At 57.3% G+C, this 15,497-nt stretch carries 13 protein-coding genes; 10 read left to right on the top strand and 3 right to left on the bottom strand.

Features of this window, described 5'->3' with window-relative positions; genetic code table 11:
- Nucleotides 1-57: 57 nt before the first annotated feature.
- Complete coding sequence (gene rpiB / locus ACR6JA_RS20650; protein WP_494494256.1) at nt 58-507, bottom strand: bifunctional allose-6-phosphate isomerase/ribose-5-phosphate isomerase RpiB; 450 nt, start codon at nt 505-507, stop codon at nt 58-60.
- Nucleotides 508-861: 354 nt separating this feature from the next.
- On the opposite strand from rpiB, the gene ACR6JA_RS20645 reads away from it, so the two are divergent.
- From ACR6JA_RS20645 to alsK, 6 genes are all read left to right on the top strand, one after another.
- Nucleotides 862-1,752, top strand: a complete 891-nt coding sequence (locus ACR6JA_RS20645; protein ID WP_008455739.1) for a MurR/RpiR family transcriptional regulator — start codon at nt 862-864, stop codon at nt 1,750-1,752.
- Between the two features lie 55 nt (nt 1,753-1,807).
- A complete protein-coding gene (gene alsB / locus ACR6JA_RS20640) occupies nt 1,808-2,743 on the top strand; it encodes a D-allose transporter substrate-binding protein (RefSeq protein ID WP_494494257.1) in 936 nt (311 codons plus the stop codon).
- Nucleotides 2,744-2,993: 250 nt separating this feature from the next.
- Nucleotides 2,994-4,526 (top strand): D-allose ABC transporter ATP-binding protein AlsA, encoded by a 1,533-nt coding sequence (gene alsA, locus ACR6JA_RS20635; protein ID WP_008455742.1) that lies wholly within the window; start codon nt 2,994-2,996, stop codon nt 4,524-4,526.
- Nucleotides 4,505-5,485 carry a D-allose ABC transporter permease gene (gene alsC / locus ACR6JA_RS20630; RefSeq protein ID WP_038476559.1) on the top strand — a complete coding sequence of 327 codons (981 nt, stop codon included), beginning with the start codon at nt 4,505-4,507 and terminating at the stop codon, nt 5,483-5,485. The genes alsA and alsC overlap by 22 nt, the downstream gene beginning before the upstream one ends.
- Nucleotides 5,486-5,546: 61 nt before the next feature.
- A complete protein-coding gene (gene alsE / locus ACR6JA_RS20625; protein ID WP_213714857.1) occupies nt 5,547-6,242 on the top strand; it encodes a D-allulose 6-phosphate 3-epimerase in 696 nt (231 codons plus the stop codon).
- Nucleotides 6,226-7,170, top strand: coding sequence for an allose kinase (gene alsK, locus ACR6JA_RS20620; protein WP_494494258.1), 945 nt, complete (start codon nt 6,226-6,228; stop codon nt 7,168-7,170). Before alsE ends, alsK begins: the two co-directional genes overlap by 17 nt.
- Here alsK and ACR6JA_RS20615 read toward each other — a convergent pair.
- Nucleotides 7,103-9,685 (bottom strand): ATP-binding protein, encoded by a 2,583-nt coding sequence (locus ACR6JA_RS20615; RefSeq protein ID WP_494494259.1) that lies wholly within the window; start codon nt 9,683-9,685, stop codon nt 7,103-7,105. The two genes, alsK and ACR6JA_RS20615, sit on opposite strands and share 68 nt — an antisense overlap.
- Before the next feature lie 328 nt (nt 9,686-10,013).
- Here ACR6JA_RS20615 and ACR6JA_RS20610 point away from each other — a divergent pair, with 328 nt between their 5' ends.
- The 4 genes from ACR6JA_RS20610 (at nt 10,014) to ACR6JA_RS20595 (ending at nt 14,303) form a co-directional block, all read left to right on the top strand.
- A complete protein-coding gene (locus ACR6JA_RS20610; RefSeq protein WP_166877515.1) occupies nt 10,014-11,537 on the top strand; it encodes a sugar ABC transporter ATP-binding protein in 1,524 nt (507 codons plus the stop codon).
- A complete protein-coding gene (locus ACR6JA_RS20605) occupies nt 11,530-12,522 on the top strand; it encodes an ABC transporter permease subunit (RefSeq protein WP_008455753.1) in 993 nt (330 codons plus the stop codon). Before ACR6JA_RS20610 ends, ACR6JA_RS20605 begins: the two co-directional genes overlap by 8 nt.
- Before the next feature lie 35 nt (nt 12,523-12,557).
- Entirely contained in the window at nt 12,558-13,502 is a 945-nt protein-coding gene (locus tag ACR6JA_RS20600; protein WP_008455755.1) for an ABC transporter substrate-binding protein, read from the top strand.
- A gap of 117 nt (nt 13,503-13,619) precedes the next feature.
- Complete coding sequence (locus ACR6JA_RS20595; RefSeq protein ID WP_213714867.1) at nt 13,620-14,303, top strand: D-lyxose/D-mannose isomerase; 684 nt, start codon at nt 13,620-13,622, stop codon at nt 14,301-14,303.
- On the opposite strand, the gene ACR6JA_RS20590 is transcribed toward ACR6JA_RS20595, so the two are convergent.
- The gene (locus tag ACR6JA_RS20590; RefSeq protein ID WP_494494260.1) at nt 14,300-15,409 is read right to left on the bottom strand and encodes an FAD-dependent oxidoreductase; all 1,110 of its coding nucleotides are present in this window, start codon (nt 15,407-15,409) and stop codon (nt 14,300-14,302) included. The two genes, ACR6JA_RS20595 and ACR6JA_RS20590, sit on opposite strands and share 4 nt — an antisense overlap.
- Nucleotides 15,410-15,497 lie beyond the last annotated feature (88 nt).

The following is a 15,497-nucleotide window of genomic DNA, read 5'->3' as shown; positions in this document are numbered from 1 at the left end:
CAGGATGGACTGGCCTCAGCGTAATCAGGCGGCCTCATATGCAGTAGCGGAGGAATCTCAAATTCTCGGCGATTCCAGCGCGCCAATGGCCTCGACTCGCGCCTGATGCCGCCCGCCTTCAAACTCCCCGCTTAGCCATGCATCGACGATCATTTTAGCTAAATCCAGCCCCACCACGCGGGAGCCGAAAGCCAGCACGTTGGTATTGTTGTGCTGGCGGGAAAGCAGTGCGGAATAAGGTTCGCTGCAGACCACCGCCCGGATACCGGGAAATTTATTGGCGGTGATCGAGATCCCCACGCCGGTGCCGCAAATTAAAATGCCGCCCTCGACTTCGCCATTCACCACGGCTTCTGCCACCGCGCTGGCGTAGAGCGGATAATCGGTGCGCTCACCGGACCAGGTCCCCTTATCCAGCACCTCAATCCCTTTCTCCTGAAGATGCGTCACAATCTCCGCCTTCAGCAGGAAGCCTACGTGGTCACAGCCAAATGCAATTTTTTTCATTTTATCCTCACCGTTGCCGTTACTTTACGAACCCGACAGCTTTCGTGATTTAAGACCGGTTCACTGCCCAATTAATCGGCAAAACTGCCGGGTTCGTGGCCATTTCTACACCGATTCTCTTCACAACACAATGCATCAACTTGTCACTCCGGCGTTATAAAACGACTCCCACTAACGAGGAAAATTAAATTAATTCATTATATTTCATATAAATAAATTAATTAACGCGTTCAACTTACTTCACAAAAAGTAAAACTTTATGAATTAATTATTTTTGTGAAGTATGCGGCATATTTTCTGCACATGCTGTGGTGTTATAGTGACGTCTTCACTCTACGGACACGAGAGAACAGGATGAGTCAGTCAGATATTGATTCACAGCCGCCGTTCGGCATCGGCCTTGCCCCCTGGCTGCGCATGAAGCAGGAGGGGATGACGGACAATGAAAGCCGCATCGTCGACTGGTTGTTGAAGCCCGGCAATCTGAGCGATGCCCCGGCCATTAAAGACGTTGCCGAAGCCCTTGCAGTGTCGGAAGCGATGATCGTTAAAGTCTCGAAGCTGCTGGGGTTCAGCGGCTTCCGTAACCTGCGCAGCGCGCTGGTCACCTACTTTTCCGAGTCAGAGCAGGTGCTGCCCACCGAGCTTGCCTTCGACGAAGCGCCGCAGGATGTGGTCAACAAGGTGTTTAACATCACCCTGCGCACCATTATGGAAGGGCAGTCGATCGTCAACGTGGACGAGATCCACCGCGCGGCGCGCTACTTCGCGAAGGCAAAACAGCGGGATTTGTACGGCGTGGGTGGTTCAAACGCCATTTGTAACGACATTCAGCATAAGTTTTTGCGCATCGGCGTGCGCTGCCAGGCTTACCAGGATGCCCACATCATGATGATGTCGGCCTCGCTGCTAAAAGAAGGTGATGTGGTGCTGGTGGTGTCCCATTCGGGGCGAACCGGTGATTTAAAAGCGGCGGTGGAGCTGGCGAAAAAGAACGGCGCAAAAATAATTTGTATTACTCATAGCTATCATTCGCCGATTGCCCGACTGGCTGACTTTATTATTTGTTCGCCCGCGCCGGAGACACCTTTATTGGGCCGTAACGCCTCGGCGCGTATATTACAATTAACGTTACTCGATGCATTTTTTGTTTCAGTCGCACAGCAAAATATTGAACAGGCAACATTAAATATGCAAAAAACCGGCGCAATTGTGGATTTCTTTTCCCCAGGGGCGCTGAAGTAAAAAAGAGATCCCGCCTCAGCGGGATCTGACTGTACCCTACACTGAGAATATTATTATGAATAAATATCTGAAAATATTCAGCGGCGCTGCTATGGGCCTGATGTTATCCACCAGCGCTTTTGCGGCTGCCGATTATGCGGTGGTATTAAAAACATTATCCAACCCTTATTGGGTGGATATGAAAAAAGGTATTGAAGATGAAGCTAAAACGCTGGGCGTTAGCGTAGATATTTTTGCTTCGCCTTCAGAAGGGGATTTCCAGTCGCAATTACAGCTTTTTGAAGATTTAACCAATAAGAAATACAAAGGCATCGCTTTTGCGCCGCTCTCCTCGGTCAACCTCGTGGTGCCGGTCGCGAATGCCTGGAAAAAAGGCATTTACCTGGTCAACCTCGATGAAAAAATCGATATGGATAACCTGAAAAAAGCCGGCGGCAACGTCGAAGCCTTTGTCACTACCGATAACGTGGCGGTCGGTGCGAAGGGCGCAGGCTTCATCATTGATAAGCTCGGCACCGCAGGCGGCGACGTGGCCATCATCGAAGGTAAAGCAGGTAACGCCTCCGGCGAAGCCCGCCGCGTAGGCGCCAGCGATGCCTTTAAGAAAGCCAGCCAGATCAAACTGGTTGCCAGCCAACCTGCCGACTGGGACCGCATCAAGGCACTCGATGTGGCCACCAACGTGCTGCAGCGTAACCCGAATCTGAAAGCCTTCTACTGCGCGAACGACACCATGGCGATGGGTGCCGCTCAGGCGGTGGCCAACGCTGGGAAGACCGGGAAAATTCTGGTGGTTGGCACCGACGGTATCCCGGAAGCCCGCAAGATGGTGGCTGACGGGCAGATGACCGCCACCGTGGCGCAGAACCCGGCGGATATCGGCGCGACAGGCCTGAAACTACTGGTAGATGCGGCGAAAACCGGCAAGGTGATTGCGCTGGATAAGGCCCCGCAGTTTAGCCTGGTGGATTCGGTGCTGGTGACGAAATAGTTAAGGTTTGAGTGGCTTTATCCCCTCACCCCGCCCCTCTCACCAAAGGGGAGAAGGAGAAAATGGGGAGCCATCTCCCGCGGGCAAAGACGCGAAAAGAGTACTAAAAGAAAAGCAGTGGCAGCAGTTATTCCCTCTCCCTTTCGGGATGAGAGAGAAAACCAACATCAGCTCGGTACCGTCCCCTCTCCCCTGTGGGGAGAGGGTTAGGGTGAGGGGAAACCTTCGCTAAAAATGATTGAGGCTCGTCATGGTCACGCCATACATTGCAATGGCGGGGATCGGCAAATCCTTTGGTCCGGTTCACGCATTAAAATCGGTTGATTTAACAATATTTCCCGGCGAAATTCACGCGCTGCTCGGGGAAAACGGTGCAGGTAAATCAACCCTGATGAAAGTCCTGTCGGGTATTCACGAACCGACCAAAGGCACCATTACGATTAATGACGTTAATTATGAAAAACTTGATCATAAATTAGCGGCACAGCTCGGCATTGGGATTATTTATCAAGAACTCAGCGTTATTGATGAATTAACAGTTTTAGAAAATCTTTATATTGGCCGTCATACCACTAAAAAAGTCTTCGGGATTAATATTGTTGACTGGAAAGAGATGCGTATTCGCGCCGCGATGATGCTTTTACGTGTCGGCTTAAAAGTGGATCTCGATGAAAAGGTGGGTAATTTATCCATCAGCCACAAGCAAATGTTAGAAATTGCCAAAACATTAATGCTGGACGCCAAAGTCATTATTATGGATGAGCCCACCTCATCTTTAACCAATAAAGAGGTGGATTATCTTTTTCTCATCATGAACCAGCTGCGGAAAGAAGGCACGGCGATGGTGTACATCTCCCATAAGCTCGCCGAAATCCGCCGCATCTGCGACCGCTACACGGTAATGAAAGACGGCAGCAGCGTCTGCAGCGGCCTGGTCAGCGACGTCTCCAACGATGACATTGTGCGCCTGATGGTTGGCCGCGAGCTGCAAAACCGCTTTAGCGCGATGAAAGAGAGCGCCGGGAACGTGGAGCCTGACGTGGTGTTTGAAGTGAAAAACGTCAGCAGCCGCGATCGCAAAAAAGTGAAAGATATTTCGTTCAGCGTCAACCGGGGCGAGATCCTGGGCTTCTCCGGCCTCGTCGGCTCCGGGCGTACCGAGCTAATGGACTGCCTGTTCGGCGTGGACAAGCGCTCATCCGGGGAGATTCTGCTTAACGGAAAAAACATCTCGCCGAGCTCACCGATGGACGCGCTGAAAAAAGGCATGGGCTACATCACCGAAAGCCGCCGCGATAACGGCTTTTTCGCCAACTTCTCCATCGCGCAGAACATGGCCGTCAGTCAGAGCCTCAAGCGCGGCGGTTACAAAGGCGCGATGGGCCTGTTTAACGAAGCCGAAGAGCGCCAGACCGCCGAAGCCCAGCGCCAACTGCTGGCGCTGAAGTGTCACAGCGTCGACCAGAACATTACCGAGCTTTCCGGCGGCAACCAGCAGAAGGTGCTGATTTCTAAGTGGCTGTGCTGCAACCCGGAAGTGATCATTTTCGATGAGCCTACGCGCGGCATCGACGTCGGCGCGAAGGCCGAAATCTACAAAGTGATGCGCCAGCTGGCGGATGACGGAAAAGTCATCCTGATGGTGTCGTCTGAGCTTCCCGAAATTATCGCCGTCTGCGACCGCATTGCCGTGTTCTGCGAAGGGCGACTGACGCAAATCCTGACCAATCGCGACGATATCAGCGAAGAGGAGATTATGGCATGGGCATTACCACAAGAATGAAACGCGAAGAAAGCGAGAAAAAACCGTTCAATTTCGCCCAGTTTTGGGACAAATACGGCACCTTCTTCATTCTCGCGATTATCGTCGCCATCTTCGGCACGCTCTCCGCTGAGTACTTCCTGACGGCCAGCAACATCAGCGCCATCTTTGTGCAAAGCTCGGTGACGGTGCTTATCGGGATGGGGGAGTTCTTCGCCATTCTGGTAGCGGGGATCGACCTGTCGGTGGGTGCGATTCTGGCACTTTCCGGCATGGTCACCGCCAAACTGATGCTGGCGGGCGTCGATCCGTTCCTGGCGGCGCTGATTGGCGGCGTGATTGTCGGCGGGCTGCTGGGGGCGATTAACGGCTGCCTGGTCAACTGGACAGGGCTGCATCCGTTCATCATCACCCTCGGCACCAACGCCATCTTCCGCGGCATCACGCTGGTTATCTCTGATGCCAACTCGGTGTACGGCTTCTCGTTCGACTTCGTGAATTTCTTCGCCGCCACGCCGCTCGGCATTCCGGTGCCGGTGATCTTCTCGCTGATTGTCGCCGGGATACTGTGGTTCCTGACCACCCGCACACGGCTGGGCCGCAATATTTACGCCCTCGGCGGCAATAAGAACTCGGCGTTCTACTCCGGCATCGACGTGAAGTTCCACATGCTGGTGGTGTTCATCATCTCCGGCATCTGCGCCGGGCTGGCGGGCGTGGTTTCAACCGCGCGTCTTGGTGCGGCAGAGCCGCTGGCAGGCATGGGGTTTGAAACCTACGCCATCGCCAGTGCCATCATCGGCGGCACCAGCTTCTTCGGCGGCAAGGGCCGGATTTTCTCGGTGGTGATTGGCGGCCTGATCATCGGCACCATCAACAACGGGCTCAATATTCTCCAGGTACAAACCTATTACCAACTGGTGGTGATGGGCGGGCTGATCATCGCCGCGGTGGCCCTGGATCGGTTAATCAGTAAATAAGAACGGCAGATGCGTTGGCCGCACCCGCTGTCAGAAATCCATAGATTTACAGGAGCTTGTAATGAAAATTTCCCCCTCGTTGATGTGCATGGATCTGGCAAAATTCCAGGAACAGATTGAGTTTATCGACCTGCACGCGGACTACTTCCATATCGACATTATGGACGGTCACTTTGTGCCGAACCTGACGCTGTCCCCGTTCTTCGTCGGCCAGGTCAGGAAGCTTGCCAGTAAGCCGCTGGACTGCCACTTAATGGTCACCCGCCCGCAGGATTACATCGTCCCACTGGCGGAGGCTGGGGCGGACATTATCACCCTGCACCCGGAAACCATTAACGGCCAGGCCTTCCGCCTCATCGAAGAGATCCGCCGCCACGGCATGAAAGTTGGCCTGATTTTGAACCCGGAAACGCCGGTTGAGGCGATGAAGTACTACATTCATAAGGCAGACAAGGTGACGGTGATGACCGTTGACCCAGGGTTTGCCGGCCAGCCGTTTATCCCGGAAATGCTGGACAAAGTGGCCGAGCTGAAAGCCTGGCGCGAGCGCGAAGGGCTGAGCTACGAGATTGAAATTGACGGTTCCTGCAACGCGGCAACCTATGAACGACTCATGGCCGCCGGGGCAGATGTGTTTATCGTCGGCACTTCCGGGCTGTTTAACCACGCCCGGGACATCGACGAGGCCTGGCAGGTGATGAGCGAGCAGATCCTGGCGGCCAAAGACGAGGTTATGCCCCATGCCAAAACCGCTTAACGTGGTAGCCGGAGTGGATATGGGCGCCACCCATATCCGCCTGTGTTTGCAGGACGAGTCCGGCACGGTGCTGCATTGTGAAAAACAGCGCACGGCAGACATTATCGCAGGGGGCGTGGTCTGCGGGATCGCCCATCTGCTGAACGAGCGGCTTGGCAGTCTTCACGCCCGCTGCCGCGGCATGGTGATGGGGTTCCCGGCGCTGGTGGGCAAAGACAAGCGGACGATCATCTCCACCCCAAATTTGCCGCTTTCCGCGCTGGAACTGAACGAGCTGGCAGGTAAGCTGGAGGATGCTCTCGGCTGCCCGGTCGAGTTTTCTCGGGATGTAAACCTGCAGCTCTCTTTCGATGTCGCGCAAAACGGCCTGCAGCATCAGCAGGTGCTGGGGGCTTATCTCGGCACCGGCATGGGCTTTGCCGTCTGGCTGAACGGCGCCCCCTGGACCGGCGCCCACGGCGTTGCCGGGGAACTGGGCCATATTCCGCAGGGCGATATGCACCTGACCTGCGGCTGCGGCAATGCTGGCTGTCTGGAGACGGTGTGCTCGGGGATAGCCCTGAAACGCTGGTACGACGCATGCCCGAAAACGTATGAAATTGGCGAGCTGTTTACCTTTGCCGCCCAGGAACCGTTTGTCGCTGCCCTGCTCGACCACGCGGCGCGCGCCATCGCCACCAGCATCAACCTGTTCGACCCGGATGCGGTGATCCTCGGCGGCGGCGTGATGGACATGGTCGATTTTCCGCGCGAGGCGCTGGTGGCACAGACGAAGCGCTATCTGCGCCGTCCTTTGCCGCATGATGCCGTGCGCTTTATCGACGCGTCTTCCTCGGCCTTCAATGGCGCGCAGGGTGCGGCTACGCTTGCCCGCGCCTGTTTCCTGCCCGCGCTTTACGTAGCGCCTCAGCAAGCTGCGCTCGGGTAAACGGCTTACGCAGCAGCTCCACGTCGGGCAGGTGCTGTTCGCTGCGGCGAAGGTCCTGCCCGCTGATCAGCAGTAAATCCAGGTGAGGATGGTGGCGCCGAGCCTGCTGCAGCACATCCGCGCCGCTTAGCTCGCCGGGCAGCATCAGGTCGCTGATCACGAGGCCGATGTCCGGTACCTCAGCCATTAACGCCAGCGCCTGCTGGCTGTCGCTGGCTTCCAGCGTCAGGTAACCCAGCTCGTGCAGCTGTTCGCACAGCGTCTGGCGCACGTCCGGCTCGTCTTCGAGCACCAGAACAAGCTGGTCGGCAATATCAGCCTGTTCACCGGCCAGCGGCAAGGCTTCCGGCTGCACCTCCGCAGACGCACGAGGCAGTTGCAGTATGACCCGAGTCCCTTTGCCGGGCTCGCTTTCAATCTGCACTCGTCCGCCGGACTGGCGCACAAAGCCATAAACCATCGACAGCCCCAGCCCGCTGCCGCTCCCGGTCTGTTTGGTGGTAAAGAACGGCTCAAACACCTGCGCTTTCACTTCGTCCGTCATGCCATGGCCAGCGTCGGCCACTTCAATCACCACCATATCCTGTTTGCGCCCTTCGCCACGCACCACGCGCTGGTTCCAGGTGCGGATCTTAATTTCCCCGCTGCGGCCTTCCATCGCATCCCTGGCGTTCATCACCAGATTAATGACCGCGTTCTCCAGTTGGTTAACGTCAATCCACGCGGGCCAGGCGGGCTGCTGGGCTTCAACAGCAAGCGTGAGGTGGGCGGGCAAAGAGTGGCGCATCAGCGGGTCGAGGTTTTCCAGCAGGCTTTTCATCGCCACCGCACGCGGGTGCAGCGATTGCTTACGGGAAAAGGCAAGCAGCCGCTGGGTAAGCTGCGCGCCACGTTCGGCGGCCTTCAGCGCGCGCTGAATGCGCACGGCATCCGGTGAGTCTGTCGCGGTCAGCTCCAGGCTGCCGATGATCACCGCCAGCAGGTTGTTGAAGTCGTGCGCCAGGCCGCCGGTGAGCTGCCCCACCGCCTTCATTTTTTGACTGTGCACCAGCGCCTCTTCAAGCGCCTTGCGCTCGCTGCGCTCCAGCACCACGTTCACCATGCCCCGCCCCGGCACCGGGCTAAAGCGCAGCTCGATGGTGCGCCCGTCTGCCAGCCTCAGTTCCTGCGGCTTTGGTAAAGCTCGGGAGAGATTGCCGAGCATGTGTTCCTGAAGCGGCGTGACCTGTTTGAGCAGCCCGAGGTAATGCTGGCCGCGCTGCAGGCGCTGCGGATCCAGCCCCAGCAGCAGCGGGTACTGCTGGTTCCACACAACCAGGAAACCGTCGCTGTCGAACAGCGCAAAACCATCGCGCATGGCGTGGAAGGTGGTTTCCAGCAGGGTACTTTTCTCTTTCAGCAGGCGCGAAGTGTGTTCCAGGGACGCCGTATTGCGGGCAAAGACGTTAAACGCCCTGGCCAACTCGCCCAGCTCATCGCGCCGCTGCTGCGCGGGCACGCTGACCTCTTTTTCGCCCTTCGCCAGCCGCGTCATCGCCTGGGAAATGGCCGTTAAGTTAGAGCCCAGGTTGCGGTAGATATACAGCCCGGCGAAGCCGGTGATCACCAGCGCCAGCAGGGCGAACAGGCCGATAAAGGCGATAATGGACTGCAAATCCCGGTGACTTTGCTGGCTGCGCTGCCGGGATTCTTCCCCGACTTTTTGCACGTACAGGTTGATGTCCTGATTCAGAAAAGCCACCAGCGCTTTGATGTGATACATGTGCCAGGCGATGCCCAGATCACTCTCCTCAAGCTGGGCGGAAAGCGGTGGCAGCTGCTGTAGGCCGCTTCTGAACTGCTGCAAAATACTGTCCGCCAGCGGCGACGGCGCTCGTTCGGGCAGAAGCTGCATCACTTCGCTAAGCTGTCGTACCGCCGGCCTCGGCGAGGAAGACTGAATCGCCACCAGCATCAGGCGATCCATCTCTTTCAGCAGCGCGGCATCCGGCACGCTCAGCCCTTCGCGCGCGTTAACCTCCTGCAAGTGCTCAAGATAGCTCTGGTTCTGGTACAGGGCGCTTAGCAGCAGGTTGCGCTGCAAGTGGCGGCGGTGCCCCATCACCAGCATGTTGGTGACGCTGCTTTCCAACTCGTTGCTGCGGGCGATAATCCGGCCGACCAGCTGCGGTTCACGCCGGGCCAGCGGCGCGGTAGCCAGATGAGAAAGCGAGTTTTGCAGCGAAAGCTGGGTCTGTTTCAGGCTTTCCGCTTCGCTCTGATATTCCAGCGCGCCGACGACCTGAGAAAGCCTGACCGCCGCCGTCGCCACGTTGGAGGTGTCGCGCGCCAGCTCCATGCTGCCGGACATGTCGAGCAGCGTTTGCCCCTGCACCTGTTCCTGGAGGCGGCTGGCGTGTTGAAAGCCGAGCACCGCCACGCCGCAGACCATCAGCGTGACCGCCACTACCAGCAGGTTGAAAAACAGCAGGCGACCACGGGCGCTGGCGAAGAAGGACGGTCGAGGCTGGGTCATAGGGGCTCCGTGGTTGTTTTTTCCCCTCACCCTGACCCTCTCCCCAGAGGGGAAAGGGAAAAAGGGGTAACATATTCCCAAATACGGACTGAGGCCAAAGCATTGCGCCCCGCCTTTCCCCCTCTCCCTTTCAGGGAGAGGGCCGGGGTGAGGGCCACACATTCACTCCAGTTAAGCATTGCACGAATTTTGATAAATATTTCCACACCGGGAATGTGATCCAGGTTAACTATTCAACTCTATGACAAATATGAACGGCGGCTGACATTTTGCATTTACCGGCGCGTGGTTGACTGGCCTCATAAATAACCACCACAGGCGCCGCACCATGAGCAGAGTCCCCATTCTGGAAATGCGCAATATTGCCAAGTCGTTTGGCAAATTTTATGCGCTTAAAGGCGTCGATTTAACGGTCTTTCCCGGTGAAATCCATGCACTAATGGGCGAGAACGGCGCGGGCAAAAGTACCCTGATGAAGATCCTCGCCGGGGCTTACATCGCCACTAGCGGCGAAGTGCTGATTGACGGTGAGCCCTACGCCATCAAAGGCCCCAAAGATGCCCTCAACGCGGGCATCACGCTGATCTACCAAGAGATGCAGCTCGCGCCAAATCTCACCGTGGCGGAAAACATTTTCCTCGGCAGCGAACTGGCGCGCGGCGGCCTCGTGCAGCGCAAAGAGATGGTACAGCAGGCGCAGGCGGTGATTGACCGCCTCGGGGCGCAGTTCAAAGCCACCGACCTCGTGATGAAACTCACCATTGCCGAGCAGCAGCAGGTTGAGATTGCCCGCGCGCTCCAGCGCAACAGCCGTATTCTGGTGATGGATGAACCCACCGCCGCCCTCTCCTCTCGCGAAACGCATCGCCTGTTTGAGCTGATTTTCCGCCTGCGCGATGAAGGCATGGCGATTATCTACATCAGCCACCGCATGGCGGAGATTTATGAGCTGTCTGACCGGGTCAGCGTGCTGCGCGACGGCCAGTATGTCGGCAGCCTGACGCGCGAAAACCTGAACGCCAGCGAGCTGGTGAAAATGATGGTGGGTCGGCCCCTTAGCGACCTGTTTAACAAAGAGCGTGATATCCCGCTGGGCAGCCCTCGTCTGAATGTTCATCACCTGACGGACAACGGCAAAGTGCAGCCCGTCAGCCTGCACGTTCGCTCCGGGGAAATAGTCGGCCTGGCCGGGCTGGTTGGCGCGGGACGTTCAGAGCTGGCGCAGTTGATCTTCGGCGTGCGCAAACCCGCGGGCGGATCGATTGAGATCGACGGCCAGCCTGTGACGCTGCATTCCCCCCGCGAGGCGATTCAGCACGGCATTGGCTTCCTGACCGAAAACCGCAAAGAGCAGGGGCTGTTCCTTGAGCTGGCCGCGCAGGACAACATCACCATGGCCACGCTTGAGCGTGACGCCCACTTCGGCATGCTCGACCGCAAAAAAGCCCAGACCATTTCAGACGACGCCATCAGCCTGCTGAATATTCGCGTCCCTCACGCACAGGTTCGTGCCGGGGGTCTTTCCGGAGGCAACCAGCAAAAACTGCTGATTTCCCGCTGGGTTGCCATTGGTCCACGCATCCTGATCCTCGACGAGCCAACGCGCGGTGTGGATGTGGGGGCTAAAAGCGAAATTTACCGCATCATGAACCAGCTGGCCCGCCAAGGCGTGGCCATTTTAATGATTTCCAGCGAGCTGCCCGAAGTGGTGGGCATGAGCGACCGGGTGTACGTCATGCGCGAAGGCAGCATTGCCGGCGAGCTGCTGCGCCACGACATTACACAAGAAAATATTATGACCCTGGCTACCGGCGTGACCGAGGCCCATAAGAAAGAGGTGCACCATGACTAACTCAGGCACGCAACCGGTGGCAAAATCCGCCTCGCTCAAAAAAGCCCTGTTCGGCGATTTGATGCAAACCGTCGGTATTTTGCCGATTCTGGTGCTCATCATTGCCGTCTTTGGCTTTGTCGCCCCTAACTTCTTCACCGAATCTAACCTGCTCAATATCGCTCGCCAGTCGTCCATCAACATCGTGCTGGCTGCAGGGATGACCTTCATCATTCTGACCGGCGGCATCGACCTGTCTGTCGGATCTATCCTCGGCACCACCGCCGTCACGGCGATGGTGGTGTCGCTGATGCCTGGCTGGGAAGGCCTGTCGATTCCGGCGGCGCTGTTGATGGGCACCGGGCTGGGGCTGTTTAACGGCATGTTGGTTGCCTGGGCTGGGCTACCGCCGTTTATCGTCACGCTCGGCACCTATACCGCGCTGCGCGGCGCGGCGTATCTGCTGGCCGACGGCACGACGGTGATTAACTCCAACATCAATTTCGAGTGGATTGGCAACGCCTATCTTGGCCCGGTGCCGTGGCTGGTGGTTATCGCCCTGCTGGTGATTGCGGTGTGCTGGTTCATTCTGCGCCGCACCACGCTGGGCGTTCATATCTACGCGGTGGGTGGCAACATGCAGGCGGCACGCCTGACCGGCATCAAAGTGTGGATGGTGCTGCTGTTCGTGTACGGCATGAGCGGGCTGCTTTCCGGCCTGGGTGGCATCATGAGTGCGTCACGGCTTTACAGCGCCAACGGTAACCTCGGCGTGGGCTACGAGCTGGACGCGATTGCCGCCGTTATCCTCGGCGGGACCAGCTTCGTGGGTGGGATTGGTACCATCACCGGCACGCTGGTGGGGGCGCTGATTATCGCCACGCTCAACAACGGCATGACGCTGATGGGCGTCTCCTATTTCTGGCAATTGGTGATCAAAGGGGCGGTGATCATCATAGCGGTGCTGATCGACAAATACCGTACCCGTCATAATCAAAGTGCATAACAACAAAACCCTACCCTACGAGTGAGGAAAACAGCATGCGTTTGAAACCTATAGTTACTGCGTTACTGGCTGGTGCAATGATCGCAGGTGCGCCGTTTGCCCAGGCGAAAGAGTTAAAGTCGATCGGCGTGACGGTGGGCGACCTCGCCAACCCGTTCTTCGTGCAGATCACCAAAGGTGCCGAGCTGGAAGCCCGCAAGCTCGCCGGTGATAACGTGAAAGTGACGCTGGTCTCCAGCGGCTACGATCTCGGCCAGCAGGTGGCGCAGATCGATAACTTCATTGCCGCGAAGGTGGACATGATCATTCTTAACGCCGCGGATTCCAAAGGGATCGGCCCGGCGGTAAAACGCGCGAAAGACGCCGGGATCGTCGTTGTGGCGGTGGACGTTGCGGCAGACGGCGCCGATGCCACGATCACTTCCGATAACACTCAGGCCGGGCAAATGGCCTGTAAATACATTTCGGATCGCCTGAAAGACAAAGGCAATGTGGTGATCATTAACGGGCCGCCGGTTTCCGCCGTGCAGAACCGAGTTGAGGGCTGCGAAACCGAATTCAAAAAACACCCGGACATTAAGATCCTTTCGTCTAACCAGAATGCTAAGGGCAGCCGCGAAGGTGGCCTGGAAGTGATGACCTCGCTGCTGGCGGCAAATCCGAAGATCGATGGCGTGTTTGCGATCAACGATCCGACGGCGATCGGGGCCGATCTGGCGGCAAAACAGGCTCAACGTAACGAGTTCTTTATTGTCGGCGTGGACGGCAGCCCGGACGGTGAAGAAGCCCTGAAGCGCGGTGGCAGCTCGCTGTTTGTGGCAACCCCGGCCCAGGATCCGCAGGTGATGGCGGCGAAAGCGGTTGAGATTGGCTATGACATTTTGCAGGGTAAACCCGCGCCAAAAGGCCCGGTGCTGATCCCGGTGACGATGATCGATAAGAGCAATATCGGCAGCTACAAAGGGTGGACGGTGAAGTAATTTGCCCCTCACCCCGACCCCGGCCCTCTCCCCAAAGGGGAGAGGGCGAAAATCGTTAGTCCTCTCTCCCTTCCAGGGAGAGGGTTAGGGTAAGGGTCCACATCAAAGGAAGGCCAAATGAAACGCTCCGAGGTCAATCAGTACCTGAATGAAACCCGGCAGTTTTTTGCCCGCCACGGGGTGCAACTGCCCCCGTTCGCCAGCTTCTCGCCGCAAAAATGGCTGCAGGTTAACCCCCGCAGCTGGCAGGAGGTATTCGATCTGAAACTCGGGTGGGACATCACCGACTTCGGCGGCGGCGACTTCCTGACCATGGGCCTGACGCTGTTTACCCTGCGCAATGGCTCGCCGGAAGGCGCACCCTACGCCAAATCCTACGCAGAGAAAGTCATGCACGTGCGTGATAACCAGATGACGCCAATGCATTTTCACTGGAGCAAACAGGAAGACATCATCAACCGCGGCGGCGGGAACTTGATTGTCGAACTGTGGCAGTCAGATCCCTTCGAACAGCCTGACGAAACAGACATCACGGTGGTGATTGACGGCTGCCGCCAGACGCACGCGGCGGGCAGCCAGCTGCGTTTATCGCCGGGAGAAAGCATCAGTCTGGTGCCGGAGATGTACCACAGCTTTTGGGGTGAGCCGGGCTACGGCGACGTGCTGGTCGGCGAAGTGTCGATGGTCAACGATGACGACCACGACAATCGCTTTTTAAAACCGCTTGAGCGCTTCAGTACCCTTACCCAAGATACCTCCCCGGATCTGCTTTTATGCCATGAGTACCGGCAGTTTATCTAGCCGGAAAGCTTTGCGGCCGCCACGGCGGAATCTGCCACGGCCGCTTTGCCTCTGGCAAGCATCAGGCGTTCATATTCAGCTAAACCGGACAGGCCCTTGCCGTGAAGCGCGGTGGCAAGATCGGCGGCATCTCTCAACGCAGTATTAGCCCCTATGCCACCGGCCGGACTCATGGCGTGGACGGCATCGCCCAGCAGGGTGACGTTTCCGGGCTGCCAGACAATATTCGAATTGCCGTAGCGGACCGGCAGCGTCGCAATATGTTCTGGCAAAGTCCGTTGTATAAGCTTTTGCAGCATCGGGGGAAGAGACAAGCTGTCGAAGGGAACAGCTAACCGTGAACCGGGGCCGATCAGCGCCCAGTAAAGATAATCTTCGGTCTGCGTGAGACTGCCGTTAAAACCCGCCTTTGCCGCGAGCGCTGTAAAATCCTGCCGAAAGCGCATTTCATCAATAATGGCGCTGAATCCTTCGCAAAACAGCACGTTAGTGCCTTCGTACAACGCCTTCTCCGCCGTTAAAGCGCTTTTGCCATACAGGCAGAGATAGCCCGAATCCGCCGGCACGGCATCAGGGGCAAGCTGTGCCCTGACCCGTGAATTGACGCCGTCCGCGCCGACCAGCAGCTGGCAGCTTGCGTCAGCCGTATGAGCAAACCTTAGCCCTACCAGACCTTCACTTTCCTGATGGTAACCCTCTAAGGCGTGGCCGTAGCGCAGAGCCCCCTCGAGGCCACACATCAGGATTTCCCGCAGGGTCTGGCGATGAATGCTTAAATCTGGGGCAAGATCGGGGTTTTGTTCAGCCCGATGCCAGTCTTCAGGCTGACGGCCATTAGCCTGTTGTCCGGTTCTATCCAAAAAACGTCCTTCCGTACTGGCTACCGAGGCCGTTTGTCGAAAGAGTTGATAAAGCGCAGGAGGCAACACCCTGGCAAGTGCCTGCTGCCCTTGGGCGTCGATTCTAATCCGGTAGCCCTGGGGACGGCTGCCGGGCACCGGACCTGCCTCGTAAACGGTGGCGCTGATTCCATGGCTTTTCAGGCCCTGAGCCAGCGCCAGCCCGCCCAGTCCCGCACCAATAATTGCAACGCCTGAAGTACTCATGAGGTTTCCTCTGTGGTTTGTTCTGGTTCCACAAAAGAGTTGCACGGCTCGACCGCGCAAGGATAACGTTATACGGACGATAAATAGT

Source organism: Cedecea sp. B1(4) (assembly GCF_059414925.1).
Note: the sequence above shows the minus strand (reverse complement) of the source record. Positions and strands in the feature narration are given on the sequence as shown.